This window comes from Aquisphaera insulae (genome assembly GCF_011064615.1).
Taxonomy (GTDB): domain Bacteria; phylum Planctomycetota; class Planctomycetia; order Isosphaerales; family Isosphaeraceae; genus Aquisphaera; species Aquisphaera insulae.
Genome location: NZ_JAALJH010000007.1, coordinates 87,242 through 106,439, shown reverse-complemented (window position 1 = coordinate 106,439; position 19,198 = coordinate 87,242). Strand labels below are relative to the sequence as shown.

At 67.8% G+C, this 19,198-nt stretch carries 18 protein-coding genes; 4 read left to right on the top strand and 14 right to left on the bottom strand.

Translation table 11 applies throughout. From position 1 onward, the window contains the following. Positions 1-31: 31 nt before the first annotated feature. A complete protein-coding gene (locus G6O54_RS06550) occupies positions 32-928 on the bottom strand; it encodes a C1 family peptidase (RefSeq protein ID WP_165221850.1) in 897 nt (298 codons plus the stop codon). Positions 929-1,027: 99 nt separating this feature from the next. Then, complete coding sequence (locus G6O54_RS06545) at positions 1,028-1,504, bottom strand: hypothetical protein (RefSeq protein ID WP_165221847.1); 477 nt, start codon at positions 1,502-1,504, stop codon at positions 1,028-1,030. Between the two features lie 825 nt (positions 1,505-2,329). Here G6O54_RS06545 and G6O54_RS06540 point away from each other — a divergent pair. Next, positions 2,330-2,731: a response regulator gene (locus tag G6O54_RS06540; protein WP_165221844.1), complete on the top strand. Its 402-nt coding sequence runs from the start codon at positions 2,330-2,332 to the stop codon at positions 2,729-2,731. A 3-nt stretch (positions 2,732-2,734) separates the two neighbouring features. On the opposite strand, the gene trhA is transcribed toward G6O54_RS06540, so the two are convergent. The 4 genes from trhA to G6O54_RS06520 all read right to left on the bottom strand — a co-directional run bounded on the left by trhA (position 2,735) and on the right by G6O54_RS06520 (position 6,375). Beyond that, positions 2,735-3,676, bottom strand: coding sequence for a PAQR family membrane homeostasis protein TrhA (gene trhA, locus G6O54_RS06535; protein WP_165221841.1), 942 nt, complete (start codon positions 3,674-3,676; stop codon positions 2,735-2,737). A gap of 333 nt (positions 3,677-4,009) precedes the next feature. Next, on the bottom strand, positions 4,010-4,966 hold the full coding sequence (locus G6O54_RS06530; RefSeq protein ID WP_165221838.1) for a PEP-CTERM sorting domain-containing protein: 957 nt from the start codon (positions 4,964-4,966) through the stop codon (positions 4,010-4,012). 412 nt (positions 4,967-5,378) lie between these two features. After that, positions 5,379-6,023 (bottom strand): HAAS signaling domain-containing protein, encoded by a 645-nt coding sequence (locus G6O54_RS06525; protein ID WP_165221835.1) that lies wholly within the window; start codon positions 6,021-6,023, stop codon positions 5,379-5,381. Between the two features lie 4 nt (positions 6,024-6,027). Further along, the gene (locus G6O54_RS06520) at positions 6,028-6,375 is read right to left on the bottom strand and encodes a PadR family transcriptional regulator (RefSeq protein ID WP_165221832.1); all 348 of its coding nucleotides are present in this window, start codon (positions 6,373-6,375) and stop codon (positions 6,028-6,030) included. A gap of 237 nt (positions 6,376-6,612) precedes the next feature. On the opposite strand from G6O54_RS06520, the gene G6O54_RS06515 reads away from it, so the two are divergent. Beyond that, complete coding sequence (locus G6O54_RS06515) at positions 6,613-7,014, top strand: hypothetical protein (RefSeq protein WP_165221829.1); 402 nt, start codon at positions 6,613-6,615, stop codon at positions 7,012-7,014. A 243-nt stretch (positions 7,015-7,257) separates the two neighbouring features. After that, a complete protein-coding gene (locus G6O54_RS06510; protein WP_165221826.1) occupies positions 7,258-7,665 on the top strand; it encodes a helix-turn-helix domain-containing protein in 408 nt (135 codons plus the stop codon). 212 nt (positions 7,666-7,877) lie between these two features. Here the strand turns inward: G6O54_RS06510 and G6O54_RS06505 are convergent, their stop codons facing one another. From G6O54_RS06505 to rsmH, 3 genes are all read right to left on the bottom strand, one after another. Further along, a complete protein-coding gene (locus G6O54_RS06505) occupies positions 7,878-10,352 on the bottom strand; it encodes a serine/threonine-protein kinase (RefSeq protein WP_165221823.1) in 2,475 nt (824 codons plus the stop codon). A 178-nt stretch (positions 10,353-10,530) separates the two neighbouring features. After that, complete coding sequence (locus tag G6O54_RS06500; protein ID WP_165221820.1) at positions 10,531-11,493, bottom strand: LysM peptidoglycan-binding domain-containing protein; 963 nt, start codon at positions 11,491-11,493, stop codon at positions 10,531-10,533. Positions 11,494-13,211: 1,718 nt separating this feature from the next. Then, entirely contained in the window at positions 13,212-14,201 is a 990-nt protein-coding gene (rsmH, locus tag G6O54_RS06495; protein ID WP_250846745.1) for a 16S rRNA (cytosine(1402)-N(4))-methyltransferase RsmH, read from the bottom strand. Between the two features lie 309 nt (positions 14,202-14,510). Between rsmH and G6O54_RS06490 the strand changes: the two genes are divergently transcribed. Beyond that, positions 14,511-16,157, top strand: a complete 1,647-nt coding sequence (locus G6O54_RS06490; RefSeq protein WP_250846744.1) for a glycosyltransferase family 87 protein — start codon at positions 14,511-14,513, stop codon at positions 16,155-16,157. 14 nt (positions 16,158-16,171) lie between these two features. Here G6O54_RS06490 and G6O54_RS06485 read toward each other — a convergent pair whose 3' ends face one another. The 5 genes from G6O54_RS06485 to G6O54_RS06465 form a co-directional block, all read right to left on the bottom strand. Beyond that, on the bottom strand, positions 16,172-16,588 hold the full coding sequence (locus tag G6O54_RS06485) for a response regulator (RefSeq protein ID WP_165221811.1): 417 nt from the start codon (positions 16,586-16,588) through the stop codon (positions 16,172-16,174). A gap of 58 nt (positions 16,589-16,646) precedes the next feature. Beyond that, positions 16,647-17,372: an HAD family hydrolase gene (locus G6O54_RS06480; RefSeq protein ID WP_165221808.1), complete on the bottom strand. Its 726-nt coding sequence runs from the start codon at positions 17,370-17,372 to the stop codon at positions 16,647-16,649. Positions 17,373-17,527: 155 nt separating this feature from the next. Continuing rightward, complete coding sequence (locus tag G6O54_RS06475) at positions 17,528-17,875, bottom strand: P-II family nitrogen regulator (protein ID WP_165221805.1); 348 nt, start codon at positions 17,873-17,875, stop codon at positions 17,528-17,530. A gap of 195 nt (positions 17,876-18,070) precedes the next feature. Continuing rightward, positions 18,071-18,238: a hypothetical protein gene (locus G6O54_RS06470; protein ID WP_165221802.1), complete on the bottom strand. Its 168-nt coding sequence runs from the start codon at positions 18,236-18,238 to the stop codon at positions 18,071-18,073. A gap of 127 nt (positions 18,239-18,365) precedes the next feature. Further along, positions 18,366-18,908: a hypothetical protein gene (locus tag G6O54_RS06465; protein WP_165221799.1), complete on the bottom strand. Its 543-nt coding sequence runs from the start codon at positions 18,906-18,908 to the stop codon at positions 18,366-18,368. Positions 18,909-19,198 lie beyond the last annotated feature (290 nt).

The following is a 19,198-nucleotide window of genomic DNA, read 5'->3' as shown; positions in this document are numbered from 1 at the left end:
GTTCGCCTTGATCGACGGTCTTCTCATCGGCTCATGCCGCCGCGTGATATCCCCACTGTTCCGGGAGCGGCCGGCTCACGAATGCAGCGGCCCTTGAGAGTGCCCAGGAATCCCCGGCGGCGAGGATCCGCTCGACCGCTCGGCGATCCGCCCAGAAGGAGAACGATGGCTGATCGAGGGATCGAGGCCCGTCCGGAGTCTCGGGGCCCCAACTCTGGAGGATGCACGCGCCAGGGCGGTCGAACCGGACCCCCGCGATCAGCATGCAGTGGCCCCAGATTCCCTGTGCCGAGCAGAACCCATCCTTATCTCGGTGCAGCGAGAAGCCCTGGTTGGAGCAGATGGTCACGGGATAGCCGTTGCCAAGCGCCGCGACCAGCTCATCCCAGGTCGAGACCAGCGCGGCAGACCCCAGCTTGTACGGGCCGGCCTTCTCCTTGATGGCCCGCGGCACACCGGTGCGACCCCAGGCCCGAGCCCGACCGCCGCTGTAGGCGCCGTCGGGGCCAAGCAGCTCGCGGCTGACGACGCCGATTGTCGTCATCGCCTTGATGGCGGCCGCCCCGTAAGAGCCGTCCCCGCGGCCGAGGATGCCGGCGGCCTCACGCGACGTCCCATAGATGAACTCCGTGTCCGTCTCCCGGTACTCGGACGCCTCGCCCAGGCCGATCTCGATGCATTGCAGCAGATCGTTGGCGTGGCCGTGGCCGAATGAGACGCAGTCGCCGATCTGCTGGGCCGGATAATCCGGATCCTTGCCGAGCACCTCACGCCAGGCCTTGTACAGCAGGATCGGGGCGGTCGGCGTGTCGCGAAGGAGGTGCGGGGCGGCCGTCGAGAGGGCCGGAAACTGGCCGGCGCAGGCCTTCTGCGCGGCGTCGATGCCCAGCCAGCCGGTCACGATTTGCGGGGGGATCGTCGCGCCCATCTCGGGTGATTCTCCGTGTTGATCGAATCGTCGTATTCTCTTGTCTTGATTTTTCGCTGTACCGCCGCCTCCGTGCCCCTCGCGGCGGCCCCCAGGTCCTCAACGGCCGAATGGCCAGCTCAACCGACCGCGGGGCTTCATGCCGCCGGCCAGGCCTCGCCAGGCCCGGACCATCGCCTCCTTGTCGCCATCCTCGATCTCGGATTCCGCCTTCCCGTCCGGGATCACCTTGGAGAGTTCGGGCGTCACCAGCCGGTCGAACAGCTTCGCCCGTCCTTGCTCCCACGACCGGCCGACGACCTTCAGAGCCTCGCCGATGCCCTGGCCGGCCTCGAGGGCCTTCGCCCCGTCTTCCCAGGCGGCGGAGTACGCCTCGCCCAGCTCCGGCACGTACGAGCGGCCGATGGCAACGAAGCGAGGATCGAGGGCCGGAGCCGCCGCGGAATCGCCTCGCCACCATCGCAACGCCGCGGGGATCGCTCCGCCCGTCAGGCCGACGGACGCCACCGAGGTGACCGCGACCAGGAGCAGCGTCTTCCGCTCCGCCAGCAGGAGACTTCGTATTTTCTGAATCATGATCAACTCACTTATAAATTTCTGATCAAAGAGGCTCACGTGAGCCGCGCCGCCGGGGACGATCGGGCGGGACGGCGGCGGATCACCCGGGCGGGGGGGACCGTGCGACTCAGGACCGGGGCGGGCCCGCAGAGGCGGGCCCGGACCCCACGCGGAGCCGGAGCCTCCGCTCCCTGCGAGTCTCTCGCGAGGCACACTTCCGCGACGGCTCCGCGGCGGCCCGCTTCGGCTCAGGACGAGGATCCGTCCTGGCGTCGCGACTCAGGTTTGGGTGGTCGTCGAGCCCGGATTGGGAACAGACCATGCAACAGAACGACGACCCCCTGCGAATCGGCCCGTGGTGGGGACATTGGGACGTCGGGGTGAGCGGACCGATGGGGAACAGCGGGATCAACCGCAGGTCATCTTCCTCTCTCGCGCTCCGCCTTGACATGGTTACCTGTCCCTCTCTCGGCGTATCCCCTATACGGGATTCGGGCTCAACGAAAGACCCGCTCCACCTCCAGGCGATCCTCGTCACGCCTCTATAGAGAGAGTGCGCCATGTCTGCGATTTTTCGTTCATGCAATTCGCCAAGAGAAGCCATAGACTCGCCACAAGACGTTACACGGCAGTCAATTAAAACTTCCAAAAATTCACTTGACAGCCAAGGCTTTGCGTTCACGCGAGTTGCCGCATGGCGTTTGATCGCCAATCGCTTGGGTCCGGATTTGCACCCAGGGGAGTGAGGTAACTGGACATCATCACTAGAATGGAGGGACGCGGGGAGCGATTCGACGTGCTCCTCTCAGATCCGAGCGACCACCGATCCCTCAGGGCAGCGCCATGGAACACGACAACCAGACGGAATCCCCGCGAATCCTCAGCATCGGCCAGTGCGGCTTCGACGGCGGTATGATCGCCGACTTCCTCACAAGGCAGCTCGGTGCGCGCGTGGAGGCGGCCGACGACCTGGAGGACGCCCGCCGCCTGCTCGCGTCGGGACCATTCCAGCTCGTGCTCGTCAATCGAATCCTCGATGGGGACGGCTCGTCGGGAGTCGACCTGATCCGGGCCATCAAGCAGGACCCGAACTCGGCCGTGTCCGCACCGCCGGTCATGCTGGTCAGCAATCTGCCCGCGGCCCAGCAAGAGGCCCGAGAGGCGGGCGCGGTGCCGGGATTCGGCAAGTCCGATCTCAGTCAGTCCGAGACCGCTCAACGGATTCGCGAGGCGATTCGCCGCTGAGGTTCAACGGCTCGCTCCCAGGTGCTCTCCGGGCGTCGAGGGCGCGACCTGGATGGGGATCTCCGGGCCGCGGATTGACGCCTCGCGAGCATCCGGCTCGGAGACGGCGCGAGATCCGCTCCCGCGGCGATCCAGGGATGGCCCTCGCGGTAACGTCTCCCCCACATCGAGCGAGACCTGGCCGCCCAGTCTAGCCAGCCGCCAACCCAGCCGAGCACCGGCGACCGGTGGGATGGATCTCGCGACCGGTTCCGCCGCGGGGATGGCCACTCGGATCATGAACCAGGCGTGGGAGGCCGTGCCCGCGATCACGAAAAGGTGGAAGACCTCGTGGGCCCCGAAGACGCCGGGAAACGGGGCCGGCCAACCCGTCAGGTTGATAACCGCCCCGACGCTGTAGAAGGCCCCGCCGATCGGGAGGAGTCGCAGGGCGCGATGCCCCAAGCTCCTCGCCAGTTCGCCATAGCAAAGGAGGACGCCCCAGCCCATCCCCAGATAGATCATGGTTGACGCCCACCGGGCGAGCACTCCACCCATCCAGATCCTGGCCGAACAACACAAGGCTAGCGTCCAGACGACCTGGAGCGTCCGGCTCCGCCAGCGCCCGTGCATGAGGCACCAGACCCCAGGTGTGTACGTCCCGGCGATCAGCAGGTAAATCCCCACGTGATCGAGCCTGCGAAGCCTGGCCAGGGTTCCCGCCTCCGCCGTCGCCCCATGATACAGGCTGCTGCAGCCATAGCAGATCATCATGCTGAGCCCGAAGACCAGCATCGACGCGAGCTTTCCACGCTCAAGTCCGACGGCCTTGGTGCTGCCTGCGGCCATCGCGAGCCGGACCCTCTCGCTGCAAGTCCGCCAGAAAGTCCACGTCAGGAAGACCGCCAGCACAAATCCGATGCCGTGACTGGCTGAGCTCAGAGGCTCGCGGAGCAGGATCGGCATGCGGCCCCCCGTGGTTCGCGTCCGGACGATCGATCCTCGGGTCGGGCGGCTACGACGCAGGATGGGAGGCCCGACCGACGGTCGAATTCGACCAAATCGGCTCATCGGGTTTCGACCGACTTCGCGGCCCGTCTTGAGGGATTCCCGTGAGGTCGTCGGGGAGGCCGGGGCTGAAGAGGGATGTGATGATGAAGGGAGAGCGATGAGCGCGGAGAATCTGGGGAATGACCTCGCCTCGCCCCGGACGCCAGGAGGATGTGCGCCGAGACGAGGCGAGGCTTGTCCCCTTGTGGCCGGGCGGTCTCGTCGAGCGGCCGTCGGATCGCCAGCCATTCAGGTTGCTCTGCGACGACAACGCCATCCCCGGATTGCAATGGCGGAGGCGGCCATGCCGAAGACCAGGATCGAGCCGGGCTCGGGCACCGGAGCCGGCTGGACGTCAGCGGTCGCACCGCCGCTCGCCGTGCTCAGCTCCTGGGCGGCCACGGTCGTTCCCGATGTCAGAGCGGCGTGGGCGGACACGTCCTTGAGCGTCGCCCGCCGCAGCTCTGCCTTGAGGGCTTCGAGCGACTCCTGATTCCACTTGGCCACGCCGCTGGACTCCTTGGAGACCAGGCTCGTGATGTCCTTGATCAGGCTGTTCCCGGTGATCGAATCGAGGATCTTGTTGGGATCAAGCAGGTTCTGCTGCGCCGTCGTGGTCGAGCCCTTCGCCGTCGTCGCGGAGGCGTCAGAGGTCGCGGAGCGGCTGGCGGCCGTCTGGGCTGCCAGCCAGGCCAGGACCTTGCCATTGGAGACCCCGGGGCCGAAGACAGGAGGGATGGGCTGGAGCAAGGTCGTGCTCTTGCCGTTGTTTACCGCAACGCTAGAGCCGGCCGCGAGCGCCACGCCGAGTTGGGCCTTCACGGCCGGGTTGAAGTACAGCGGCCCGGTCGTCTTGTCTCCGGAATGGGTGACGACCGTGGGGATCGATGCATCCAGGGCCTTCGGATTCGAGACGCGGTAGGCCAGATAGGACGGCGTCCGGTTCGACTGGAGCGCCACCGCCGCCGAGCTCACGCGGGCCGGGAGCCGGAGCGGACGGCCATCCGCGTCAAGCACCACGGGGCCGGTCAGTACGGTGGACGCCGACTTCTTGCTCGCGGCGAGAGCCGCTCCGCCGGGAATCACCCCTGCCCCTTGAGCCAGGCACAGGGCAACTCCCAGGGCCAGGCGAGCCCGACCCCGGAATGGGAAGCAGAGCCAGGTGGGGAGCCGGAACCGATCACAGCGCGGGATTCGTCGTCTCATCGGGGAGCCCTTCCTTGGGATCGACCGAAGTCGGTTTCAGTGCCCTACCCCCGCCGCGACTTCCTTCAGCGCGCGGCAAACCCCTAGGGTGGGCAACCGGTTAGTTCAAGCGACAGATCCGCCGGAGTTCCCGGACCGATCTGTGCGTTAGGTTTATCAGGTCGAACGATGTGAGATGGGGTGGCCGATCTGCGAGGGCCATCTAGCGCGATCCGCGGCGATTGAACAACCCGGGATCCGGCTTTTTGAAGGAGATTGTAGTTTTTTCTTCAAGTTTGTCAGTCCGACAGCCGTGTTCGTGACAGGCGATCGCCTCAGGGCATGGGAATTTGACGGAGAAACGCCCGGCGTGAGTCGATCTTCCTCACGCCGGGCATTCCTTGACCGAGTCACGCCCCCCTGCAATTCACCGTCAGATGAAGAGACCGAAGGCCGACAGGCCTAGAGCCGCAAGCACGCCCAGGATTCCGAGCACAAGGCCGACGACCGACCATGGCCTGTGGAGACCCGCGCGAACAGCCAGGACGATGCCCAACGTTTCGAGCACGAAGATGGTGGTCGTGGAAGAGAACCAGAATCCGAGCACCAGCACGTTGCTGGCCGAAGGGGCGACGGACACGAAGACGTAAACCAGGGGAAGCAGGAGAAGCGACGTCACAAACGAGACGATCCCCAGGAGACCGCTGATGAGAGCCAGCCGGCGGCCAGCCGCATCCGCCTTGATGCCCGACGCGGTCTGTGATCGTTCGCGCCGGTTTGTTTCCCCGGTGCGTCGCGGGGAGACCTCTCCCTCGGCCTCCTCACTGAGGTACGCCTCCGGCGGGTCCAGCCGGGCGAGGACCGCCAGCACGTCCTCGCGAGACACTTCCTCCCCCTCCCGCCCCGCACGCTCCTCCAGGAGCTCGTAGATCTGCGACTCGACGTCGCGGACGACATCCAGCCGCTCCGATCGAGGCAGCCGGCCCAGGAGCATCCGGTCGACCGTGTCCAGCCGCGAGTCAATCAGCCCCCGTAGGCTCCCCGACATCCGTTCCATCACCGGCGCCGCGGTCATCATCGTCCTATCCTTCCTTCACGTGTTCATTCTGGCACTCGATCAATCCCGAAATCGACCTCGATACGGACTCCCAGCTCACGGCCATCGCCCGGAATCGCCTGGATCCGGCCGCCGTCAATCGGTAGTAGCGGCGCACGGGACCGGCCCGCGAGGGCTCGGATCGGACCGCCAGACAGCCCTCGCGTGCCAGCCGTACCAGGACCGGATAGATGGTGCTCTCCGTAAACGCCAGGGATTCAATCCCCTGGAGCTCCTCCACAATCCGATACCCGTACGTCTCGCCGCGAGAGATGAGCCCAAGGACGGCCAGTTCCACCAGCCCCTTGCGCAACTGCGTTTCCCAGTTCCCCATCGATGCCTCCCTCACCACTACTACGTCACACAAAGTAGCGAAGTGGGTTTCCGCAGTCAAGGGGCCGAATTTCGGGAAGATGCGGGAACATGCCTTGTGGGAATGGTTTAGGATTTCGGCGTCGCCAAACGCAGCAGGAATTCGAGAGTGAGTTTGACACTCGACGGAACGCGTGAATAGAATCAAACTACGTACGCGATCGCGGCACAGTTTCCGAATCCTCTTCGGGCGGACTGCATGGCTCTGCGACTGCTAACCCTTCTCTATGTCTTCGCCGGTACCACGAACCTCTCGCCCGCCGAGAGAGTGGGGGCGTCTCTCGTCCCCGCGGCCGTGGCCGACCACGTGCAGACCTCGCCGACGCCGACCGACTGCATCGAGACGAACACGCACCCCGAAGCCGGATCGCTGCCGATCCGTCGGCCCGAGGATGAGCTTGTGTTGGGGCCGGACGATCGCGATCCGCTGGAAATGATGGTGGACGCGGAGGAGGCGAGCACCGAGGACGATGGCGAGACGGCGGCATTCTGCCCCGAAGGCCCGCCCGTCCCCGGCAAGGGTGATCTTTCTCTCCGCACCTCGAACCACCTGGCACTTTCCCCTCTCCTCCCGGCCTGGCGAACCCCGCTTCGCTGTTGAGCCGGCGGCTCGCGCCTTCGCCTTCGCCACCCCCTGGGTGAAGGTTGCGCCCTTAAATCCCAAGGCGTGAACCCCCGTCACCTCGCGGCCCTTGATGGGCGCGATCCACAGCGGATCGGCACGAGCGGCACCGCGACATGGCGAGGCTTTACGGAGTCGCATCGAGATAGGACCCCCGGCCGGCACAGATGGTTCGCCGAAGTCCGCCCCGGGGTCGACGACGATGGATCAAGAGGTGTGCAAGTGGAACGCGACACGATGATGACGATGCCGATGACCGTGGAAACCCTGGACGATCCCCGTTGCCGCCGCGCGATGGCGTATATCAACGAGCGGCTCGGCGAGGAGATCTCGGTGGCGAGGCTGGCCCAAGTGGCGGGCCTCAGCCCTTATCACTTCCTGCGCGTATTCAAGCGGGCGACGGGCCGTAGCCCCCACCGCTACATCATCGAGCAGCGCGTCAGCCGCGCCGCCGATCTCCTCCGCGACCCGCGGCGGACCATCGTGGAGGTCGCCTATGAGGTCGGCTTCTGCTCCCAGAGCCACCTCACCGTGGTTTTCCGCCGCTTCATGAAGACGACGCCGGCGGCCTACCGCGACGACATGCTTCGCATCGAGGGCATGGCACGGACGGAGCGGGCCACCGGCTGACGCCGCCTCCGACGGTAGCCGGAATGGGGATCGCGACCGCCGCCGCCTGCATGCCTTGCAGGTGCCGAATCGCGATCTCATCCCGGACGATCTGGTGAGGCTGAGACTCGCCCTGCAACCAGGAGGGCCCGGGGACGTCCGATCGAATGGGGAGCAGACGTGACAAGCGTCGATGACCCCACGCCCTCACTTTCCGGCGAGGAGTCCACGGGTCATACCTTATTGCTGGGGCGATACCAGCGGGAGAGGGCCTTGTCGAGCTGCTCGGGGGGTTCCAGGCCGAGGGTCTGGAGCTCGCGGAAGACGTCCTCGGGGACGTCGAAGCGGAGCTGGTGGGCCCTCGGGGCATGCCAGAGGATGTACTTGACGGCCCCCTGGAAGTCGAGGTGGGAGATAACGAGGCTGTTGTCCTTGTAGAGCCAGATGGCCAGGATCGGCTTGCCCGCGGAGCCGGTGGTGCGGAACGAGGGGGTGGTCATCTCCACCTGCTTGTTGGCCATCCCCTGGATGGCGACCTGGCCGGCGGCCCGGCCGCGGAGCGAGGCGACGACGACCAGCCGATACGGCCCCACCGCGATGTGCTGGTGGCCTGCGGGGGCGGGGCGGCCGGGGACGGGACGGGCCTGGCTCTGGAGTGCGTTGACGGCCTCCTTCCAGAGCTCGTGGAGTTGGCCCTGGAGGAAGCGGAGCGGGTCGGGATGCGTCAGGGGGACGAAGCTCCGGGGCTGGCCGGATCGGGACGCGTCGGCGGCGAGGTCGTCCATGTCGATTGCGCCGCCGGAGACGGCGGCGCTCAGGCGGTCGGCCGCTTCGTCGGCCTCGGCCCCTACATCCTCGTCCTCCTCGACGTCCCGCGGCTTGCGGGCCAGCAGGTTGACCGAGTCGTCGATCTGGGCGACCACGCGGGCGGGGACCGATCGCTCGAGCAGCCGATCGAGCTGAGAACCAGCGTCGCCGATATGGAGGACCTTGCCGACGAGCCCGTCCCAAACGGCTTCCGCCCGCGACCGGAACCGCCGCTGCCAGCGGGCGAGCTCGATCAGGGGATAGACGACCTCGGGCCAGAGTGCCTGGCTGGCCGGATCGCGATAGGCCAGGGGGCTGGCGTAGCGCAGGGTCGCGGTGCGGAAGGCGGGCTGATCGCGCCAGATCTCCGCCAGGCGGTTCCATCGCTCCACGAGCACGTCGTCCACCACGGTCCGCGTCGGGGCGACCTTCCGGAGGTCGTCCAGGACCTGGGGCATGAGCCCGGGATTGAGCACCCCTTTCGCATCGGTCATCGACTTGCGTGCGTAGGAGCTGGCCTCGAGGAGGGCCTTGCGTGTCTGCCGGAAGAGGCGACGGTGGGGGGGGCTGGCCCGCCACTCCAGGTACTTGGCCACGACGACCGGCGAGAGCGCGGGACGGACCTCGATCTGCTGGTCGAGCAGCTCGGCGGCCTCCTTGACGGACTCTTCCGTGGGGCCGCAGGAAAGGGCGTAGGTCATGGCCAGGAGGAGCCGTGCGCGATCGGCGTTGCGACGGTCCGCGTCCCGTCGCTTGAAGAGGCTCAATCGCCTGGCACCGATCAGCAGGTAGGCCAGGTAGTGGCCCATGAGGTAGCGTTCCTCCGGCTGGAGGATCACCGGCTCGGCGAGGACCCGGCGGAGCATCGAGCGGACCATGGGCGAGGTGACCAGATCGGCCGCGTTGGCCGGCGGTGGGACCGGCCGGGGGGGGGCGACGGCACGCGTCGGAGACTTCGCCGGGGGCGATCCGTCGCCGCCGGCCGCCTCCCCGGAGTCCACGGAGCCGGCCTCCTCCTCGATCCGCGCCAGGGCGGCGAGATCCGGCCCGGCGGGGATTGCCGGCGGCGCGTCAACGGCCGGATCGAGGCCCTGGGAGCCCAGCTTTTCGACCTCCTGGCGGAGGGCCTCCGCCACGGCGGCGCCGCTCGCGGGACGATCGGCGGGCCGCTTGGCCAGGAGATCGAGGATCAGCCGTTCGAGCGACTCGGAGATCGACGGATTTCGCTCGGAGGGTCGCGGCGGGGGCGTCCCGGAGTGCTGCGCCATCACGGTCGTCGTGTTCCCCAGGAAGGGGACGACGCCCGTCGCGGATTCGTAGACCATCACCCCCAGCGAGTACAGGTCGGTCCGGAAGTCGAGCCGCTTGCCCTTGGCTTGCTCCGGGCTCATGTAGTGGGGCGTCCCCCGGATGGCCCCCGACTCATCCGCCTGCTCCGCCAGGAGCGAAAGGCCGAAGTCGGACAGCTTGGGGACATCCGTTGCCGTCAGCAGGACGTTGCCCGGCTTGATGTCGCGGTGGATCACCCCCTGGTGGTGGGCATAATCCAGGGCATCCGCCACCTGGGCGAGGATCCGCAGCCGCTCGGCCAGGGTGAGCACTCGCCACCGCCTGACGTAGCTGGTGCCGTCCACCTCTTCCATGATGAGATACGAGATGCCTGAATCCTGGTCGAAGTCATAGATCCGCACCACGTTGTCGTGGAGGAGCCGGGCCGCGATCTGGGCCTCCAGGCGAAGCCGCTTGCCGACCTCGTCTCCCCCCTGCTCCTTGAGCAGCTTGATGGCGACCTTCCGCGCCAGGACCTGGTCGGTCGCCGAGTAGACCGCCCCCATGCCTCCTCGGCCGAGCTCCTTCTCCAGGAGATAGCGCTGCCTGAGCGTCGTCCCAATCCCGATCAAATTTCCGCTCCCAGCCGCCTGCCTCGCATCGCTGTGAACCCGATGCCCGCCCGCCCGCGCCGACGACGATGACTCAGATTAAGCAATGACTTGCGGCGATACAACGACCCGGCCGAGGACTCGAGGAAATTCTCCCCGCGATCGTTCGGCCGGGCGGTGAAGAGGGCGTCATGCCGGCCTACCGCTTGCGCGGGCGGCTCGTTCGTGCGTCTTCCGGGAGCTCGAGGACCTGACCTGTGATCAAATGAACAGGATCGTCAACGATGTCGTGGTTCAGCTCGAGGATCTCGTCGGCGCGGCGGGCATCGCCCAGGGTATCGCGGGCGATGGTGCGCAAAGTATCGTTCTGGCGGACCTTGTATACCGGCCGCTCCGCGCCACCCGAGGGGCGGGCCGGTGGCTCCGAATCGTCGTCTCGGAAGGCGCGGCGGGCGTTCCTGGATCGCCCGGAATTGCCGGAGGCGGAGCCTGCTTCGCGGGGGTTCGCCGAGTCGGCGTCGGAATCGGGGAGGTCAAGCTCCGCTTCCGCACGGCGGGAGCGGCGGATGGGAACGCCGTCAGAATCGGCTTTGGATCGCGTCCGGGCCTCCGAGCGATCGATCTCCGGATCCTGGCGGGCCCGGCCGCCGCGTCCGGCCGTGGACTCCGTCCCCGCGCGGGCCGTGCGCATGCTGGCCCCCGGAGGATCGATGTAGGCCGGGTCGAGATCTTCCTCGGGCGGGATCCGGATCACCGTGCCGCGATAGAGTTTGTCGATGACGGGGACCGTATCGGCATTGGCCTTCCACAGGGCGCGATAGAATCGGCCCGAGTTGTAATAGGTGCGGGAGATCGTCCAGAAGTTCTCATTGGTCGCGACCTTGTGGAGCACGGTCTCGGCCTTGCCGTCGGCCTGGGCGGCAGCCCTCGCGGCCGAGCTGTCGGGACTCGCGATCGATACCTTTCTTCCGGGAGGGAGGTCTTCGTTGCGAGCCGGCGGCGTCTCGAGGTCGAAACTCTGCGACTTGTCCGCGTGGGCCCCGGGGTCGATGGACGAGCCCTCGTCCATGGCCGGCATCTCGCGCTGGATGTCGCGATCGATCTCTCCTCCTGAGTGCTTGAGCGGCACCCAGCCTTGCTTCGTCAGCTCGTCCTCGGACAAGGCTCTCGGCGCATTTTCCTCGGATTTGGGAGAATGCCCCGGCGAGGATGCCAGAGGATCTGCCGCCGCGACACCCCTATCGGAGGAAGAGGGGCCAGCGTCACTCGCCGGATGGAGAGAGGGCAGGTCCACTGGCTTTGCTGAGGGCACGGCGACCGCCACGACCGACGGGACCGCAACCGACGGGCTCGAGGGCAATGATGCGGGCGCAGCGGGTGCCGGCGCGGGCGAAGCGGGTGCCGGCGCAGGCGTGGGCGAAGCGGGTGCCGGCGCAGGCGTGGGCGAAGCCGGTGTCGGCGCAGGCGCGGGCGAAGCGGGTGCCGGCGCAGGTGCGGATGAAGCGGTTACCGGCGCAGGCGTGGTCGAAGCCGGTGTCGGCGCAGGCGCGGGCGAAGCGGTTACCGGCGCAGGCGCGGGCGAAGCGGTTACCGGCGCAGGCGCGGGCGAAGCGGGTGCCGGCGCAGGCGATGCCTGCGTGGTGTTGCCGGGCACGGGACTGGCCGGTGCTGGAGCCTGTGCGACAGGGTTAGGTGCAGGACCGATGTGAGGTTCAGCGGGCTGAGCGCCCTTCTCGTTGGGGGGTTTCGGAGGTCCTTCCTTCTTGCCATCCACCAGATCGAGTGCCGGAGCAGCGACCGCGGCGGCTCCGAGCGCAAGGCCAAGCCCGGGCTTCGGCTCCACGGGCGGGATCGCGGAAGGGGGGACCGGAGCGTGAGCGGAGCCTGGAGCTGCCTTAGGATCCGCGACGGTGGCGGCAGGCGCGGAGGCCGGCGCACCAGGCGGAGGCGTACCAGGTTTTGTATCGGCGGCGGCGAGCTCGATAGGCGGGGGAGACGCCGGGGGGGCGACCAAGCTCGCAGGTCCGTCCGGAGCTGGGACGGCCGTGGCCGGGGTCGGCGGATGGGAAGTTCCCGATGCGGCCGCCATCGCGGGTTGTGTCTCGATCGGAGGTAATCCAGGCTCGGCCGCACCTTCGCCGCCGGTCAGCTTCACAGGCTCGCCGACCGCCGGAGTCGGGTTCGGGATGGGAGCGGGAGCGGGCGCGGTGGTGTTGGGAGCATCGGAGGGAGCTGGCAATTCGGCAGCACTAGCGATCAGGTCATCGACGCGATCGCGCGCGGGAGAGGTCGTATCGGCCGGCGTAAGGGGCTCGGATCCGCGTACGGGCAAGGGCGGATCCGCGGCAACAGCCTCCGGCTTCCCGGGATCGGGTTCTGGAGCGGGGGTCGAAGCCGGTGCCGACTCGCTCGCCTTCGGTGGGACTGGCGATGGGTCGCCCGCGAGATTCGATGGCGGTGCAGGCTCCTTGTCGCCATTCTCTTCGGGCTTATCGGGCCGACCGGTCGCAGCGGCGGGCGCCTTGTCGGCATCTCCGGGCAACTGGACTTTCAGGTCGCGCGCCCCCGTGCCCGGCCGGAGGACGATCACGCCCCCGAGGATCGCCGTGGAGAGGCCCGCGGCGAGCAGTCCCCGAGGATGGCGCCGGGCTACGCTCACACCTTGAAGGGTCAGCGATCCGGCCGACTTCGCGGCGGTGCCGGCTCCGGCAAGGAGCCGAGAGGCGAGGCTCACGCCCCCCTGGCGGCCCGCGGCGGAGCCCTCGACTTCCGGCCCCTCTTCCTCGCCACTGCCCTCATCCTGATCCCCGAGCTCGCCCTGATCGGCGGCGGTCGGGATGTGCCCCGAGACGTCGGGAGGGGCTCCGGACTCGGCGGGGTTCACGACGGGTTCGGGCTCGTCATTCCAGCCTGTTTCGGGTTCGGACATCGCTCGGCCACCCTGAGTTTGGCGCTTCGCGCACGAGGATTGAGGGACACTTCCTGGACCGTCGCCGTCACCGGCTTCTTCGTCAGGACGGTCAGCCTCGGCTCGTTTCGAAAGGCCCACTTGACGCGGCGGTCTTCCAACGAGTGGAAGCTGATGATCGCGGCACGGCCCTCGGGGGCCAGGATTTCGGGCAGGATCGCCAGGGTCGCGTCGAGGTGCTCGAGCTCCTCGTTGACTGCGATCCGCAGGGCCTGAAAGACGCGCGTCGCCGGATCGATCGGCCCGTGCCGGTACTTGCCCGGGATGCACCGGCGGACCAGCTCGGCGAGCTGGTGGGTCGTCATGATCGGCTCGGCCCGCCTGGTCTCAACGATCCGCCGCGCGATCCGGCGGCTGAACCGTTCCTCACCATATTCGAAGAAGATGCGGGCAAGCTCCTCTTCCGGGAGCGTCGCGACGAGCTCGGCGGCGGTCGGGCCCGGCGCCCGATCGGGATCGGTGCCGGATTCGAATCGCATGTCGAGCGGCCCTTCGGTCGCGAAGCTGAACCCGCGATCAGCCCAGGCCAGTTGATCGGAGGAGAGCCCCAGATCCAGAACGATGCCGTGGACGACCGCAATCCCCAGCTCGTCCAGGACCCGCCGGATCGCGCTATAGGGCGATTGGACCAGGGTCACGGGCAAGCCGACGGTGGCGGCGCCTGCCAGGGCCAGCATGGCCGGATCCCGATCCAGCCCGATCACGCGCCCGCTCGCGCCGACCTTCCGGGCGAGGGCGGCGGCATGCCCGCCCGCGCCGACGGTCCCGTCGACGAGGACCATGCCCTCCGCCAATCCCAGGTGGGCCACCACCTCTTCCAGAAGGACGGGGCGATGCACGGCCCTGGGATTGGGCTCGGGCTCGGTCGAGCCATGTTCCGGCGAAATCGGATCCGGCGACACGGTCCACTCTCGCGGAGAGGGAGAGGGTGGGTCGAGGAGTCGGACGACCCCCCGACGACCGGGGCAACGCCCGGGACGGGCTCGATCACGGACAGGAGCCGCGGGGACTCTAGCCGAACCGCCGCGCGTGTCAACCCCGGACGGAATGCCGCTCCTCGAGTCAGGATCGGCTCCATTCCCACCCGGGCTTGATGCAAACGCAGGCTCGGCCCTGGAAAGGCGGCGGGATTGCCGTTTGACAGATCGCCTCGACGCGTTACGATCCCGCCGATTCACACCCCCGGCGAGCCATGGAAGGACGAGCCGCAAATGACAGGTCGAGACGATCAGAGACAGGACAGGCCGGCCGGCATCCGTCGGGATGGCATTCCCGCCGCCGACGGCGCCGGCCCTCATGGTTTGCCGCGGGCACGCGTGGGCCTCGCCGTCCTCTTCGCCCTGCTCTGCCTCGTCTTCTCGGCGATCCCGCTGGCCGCCGATCTCCGCGACCGGCCGAACAAGGACTACAGCCTCTGGTATCAGGTGGGCGAGGCCGTCCGCAAGGGTATCGAGATCTATCCGGATCCGGCCTCGGGCCGGCTCTTTCCCTTCATGTATCCGCCTTCCGCCGCCGCCCTCCTGGGATATCTCAGCCCGCTGGGCAAGCACGGCACAACCCTCGTGCTGGTGCTCGGCCACTCCGTAGCCTGGCTGGGAGCCGTCTTACTCTCGATCCACCTGGCGGTCGGCGGCCGGCGCGATCGGGCGGGCAACGGCAGACTCGGTAGCATCTGGGGGCAGCACCCCCTGCTCTACCTGGCGCCCTCGCTCTGCATCATCGCCCTGATCCATAACACCTACCTCCTCGGCCAGCCGAACCTCGCGCTGCTCACGTTGCTGCTGGGTTCCTTCGCCTGCCTGCGGCGAGGCCGCAATGGGCTCGCCGGGGTCCTCGTGGCGACGGCCGCGGCGATCAAGGCATTTCCGATCCTCGCCCTGGGATACCTGATCTATCGCCGGATGTGGCGGGCCACCGCCGCGACGATCCTGGCGCTGGCGACCTGGCTGCTCATCGTCCCCCTGCCCTTCCGCACGCCGGCCCAGGCGGTCCGCGATGTGGACGTCTGGGCGCGGGGCATGGTCTTCACCTACAACTCTCACGGGATCGCCCAGCGGCCGTATCGATCGTTCAGCTACAAGAACCAGTCGATCATGGCCATGGCGCACCGCCTCCTCCGCGACGTGCCGGCGGACGGCGAGAAGGCCATCACCCGCGGCGTGGAGACGGCCACGGCCGCCGCGGAGGCGGCCGGCAAGCCCTTGCCGGCCGCGCAATCTCGCAAGGCGGCGCTGGGCCGCGACGGCACGTTCGACCTGACGGCGATGCTCAACGCTCCGACCGACACCCCCCGCTGGGACGATTACGGGCCGGAGGTCGCCGCGTCGCTCCGGTCCGCCTGGCGCGTCAACGTTGCCTCGCTGGATTTCCGAGCGGTCACGCTGATCACCCTCGCCGCCATGCTCGGGCTCTCGCTCTTCGTTCTCTTCGCGATGCCGAGGCAGGGTGCCCGGACGGGGGAGACCGACGCGATCGAGTTCGCCCTGATGACGCTCCTGATCGTGATGTTCTCCCCGCTGTCGTTCAACTATGCCTTCGTCTGGCTCCTCTACCCGACGACCGTGGCGATCCATCTCGCCCTGAACGATCCCTCCCCGGCTCCGTGGCGTAACGCGGAGCGGGCCTGGCTCGCCGCCGTGCTGCTCATCCCCGGCCTGGCCGTCTTCGCGCCGTTATATGCCCAGGCTTACGGCAACCTCTTCATCCCCGCCGTGCTCCTCACCCTGGGCCTCGGCCATCGACTACGGCAAATCGGGGCCCGGGTTCCGGAGGTTCCCTCGAAGATGCCGCATTCCATTCCGGCCCGGCACGAGGCGCCGTCCCGTGCAGACGCCGTGCAAGCCGGCGAGGCGAACTGAAGAGCCCCTTCGCTTCAATCGCCCGCCAAGGTCCCCGGGGCCGAAAGGTATCGGCGGATCAGGTCGGGTAGCTCCTGCGTGAAGGCGCTGCGGGGCATGACCCGGTCGCAGCCGGCCGCGCGAGCGGCCGCGAGCGCCTCGGTATCCACATGGGATCCGAAGGCGACGAAGGGCGTCCCGGGGCCGGCCAGGGATTGATAGGCGACGAGCGCCTCCGGCGTCACGAGGTCGCCCGCGGCCAGGTCGACGAAGACGACGGCCGGGCGCCACTCCTCGATCATCGATGCGGCCAGGCCCGGAGTGCCGGCAACCATGACGCGTCGGCCGAGGGCCCTCGCCGTGCCGGTCACCTTCGACGTGAAGATCAGGTCCCGCCCCAGCAAGAGGCCGATCGGTCCGCTGGGGTCGGCGATGGAGCCTTCGTTACTCATGATGAATGCCGATCAATCGACTCGATTTCGTTCTTTCCTGCGGATCTCGAGCGTTTCGTCAGCGCGGTCGGCCGGAGAAGTGGGCCTCGATCCACGCCGGGGTCAGTTGGTCCAGCCCGTGGATGATCGCGTCGGCGCCGGACTGACGAAGTTGGGGGGCGTTGTAGGTGTGGGTGATACCCACGGCCCACATCCCGGCCCCCTTGGCGGACACGATCCCCGCGAGGCTGTCCTCGATGACCAGGCAGTTGGAGGCGTCCAGGAAAGGGCCGGCGGCGGGCGTGGAAGGCGACCTCGCCGCCAGATGCTCGCGGAGGGCATCCAGGGCCTGCAAGTAGCCGGCGGGGTCCGGCTTGCATTTGTGGGCATCCTCGGCGGCAACGATGGCCGAGATGCGGCCCAGGCGATCGATCCGTCGCAGGGCGTACTCGATCTCCTGGCGGAGCGCACCGGAGTTGATGGCCACGGGCCAGCGTGCGGACAATTCGTCGAGGGTCTCCCCGGCCCTGGGGAAATACCTCAGGCCCTGGTCGGCAACGTCGACATAGCGTCGGGCCTTCCGCGCGATGAGCTCGTTCAGCCTGGCATCGTCCGCCGACCGGCCCACATCGGCGAGCGCCGCGGCGAAACAGCCGCGGTCGTCGTAGCCGAGGTACCTCTCGTGATAGTCCCGATCGGTGATCGTTACGCCCTCCTCCGCGAGCACCTCGCGAAAGAGTTCGAAATGGACGGACTCGTCGTCCACGAGGACGCCGTTGAAATCAAAGATGACCGCCTGGATCATGGTTCCCCGGTGCTGACGGAACGAGTGTAGGCCCAATTCGAGGCTCGTCGCCGCGTCAAAATGCGACCGGCCCAGGCTGACTGGGCCGGGAGACGAGCCGGGGATTACGATACGAGATCCCGAGGAGGCGGTCGAGGCCCCCTCGCGGGCGACGGTCAGATAGCCTCCGGCCCGCGTTCGCCCGTGCGAATGCGAATGCAATCGTCGAGCGGGAGGATGAAGATCTTGCCGTCGCCGATCTTGCCGTCGGGGCCGGAGCGGCCCGCCTCGAGGATCGCGTTGACGGTCGGCTCGACGAAGTCTTCGTTGACGGCAATCTGGAGCTCGATCTTGCGGAGGAGATTCACCGTCACTTCGTGGCCTCGATAGACCTCCGTGTAACCCTTCTGCCTCCCGAAGCCTTGCACATCCATCACCGTGAGGCGAAACACCTCGACGCGAGAGAGCGCTTCCTTGACCGCCTCGAGTCTGGTGGGTTGGATGATCGCGATGATCAACTTCATGGAAGGAGTCTCAACGGACGCCCTGGAGCCCCGGCGTCGGGCCAGGCCTCGGGAACGAAACGCTCGTTCTCCGCCGACGCTCGCTGCAATCGGCCAATTGTCCCGGAAACTCACCGGCCGAGTCAACACGGCGGCAATTCGATGAAACGACGAACGACGACACTGGCCCGTCGTTCGCCCCAGGCCCCCGCCCGCTCAGGGCACCGGGGGCATCTCACCCTGGATCGCGGGCGGATGGCCCGGATGGTGACCGTCGCCGGCCGAGACCTCCGGCGGGTAATCGCTCCGGGTTTCCGTCCAGGTGCAGCCGGAGAACCCAATCAGGAGTGCCAGGGACAAGCAGAAAGCGGCGATCCTCGCCATGGCTCCAGATCCTTCCTGTGACGAGAGAAAACGAGTCCCTCGAGAGACGCGGTGATGAGGAGACGCCGATCGGATCGATCCCCTCGCGGCCCCCAGCCTTGACAAGGCTCTGCGACACGCCGACCGGTCAGGGATTCGCGGTTGGGGTGGCGGGATCGACGGGCAAGGGCGGAAGGCTCCCCTCGCCGGCAGCGGGTGGCGTGGGCACCTCGGCGGGGATGGCAGGACCGGTCCCCTCTTCACCCGTGGGTTGAACCGGGGTGTTCGCGGATGGCTCCGGGGTGGCCGTGGCGGCGACCCGAGACTCCGAGGTCACCTCCGCAACGACCGCGGGGGCAGACTCGACGCCGGGCCCCCTGCCTCGATCGGCGGCGGGAGGCGGGACGGGTACGGGAGGAGTGGTGGGCTGGTCGGCATCCGCGGGGTTGGGCGTCGATTCGGGGGGTGCGGGGTTCGCTGGCGGCAATGGTGCCGGCGAGCTCTCCTGACCGGGGCCGGCATCGGGCGCAACCTGGAGCGGAGGGCCGGTATACGAGCCCGGCAGCAGCATCGTCGGTCCGCCCGGCGGCCCCGGCGAGGGGAAGTCATCGCACTCGTCGCAGAACATCACGCATCCGGTGCCACCGACCGCCATCGCCACGGCCAGGACGGCATCTCGTAGCCTCACCATGATTCGAACCCTCTTCCTTCCCTGCGGTTATGCCCCGCGGATCGACTCGACCGGTGGAGCTCGCCCCGACCGGCACGACGCGATTGAGCCGTCGATGACGTTTGCAACGATCATCGGCCACGCACGACCCGGACAATGAGCCGAATTGGTATCCCCGGCCCCATGGTGTCGATCCACAGCATCGACAAGTGCGAGACGGGCATCGACGCCGGGCGGTGGGGTGATCGGTTCGCGACTGCAAATTGACAACGACCATGCATGTCCTAGGTTACTGGAAGCAGGCCGTCCCC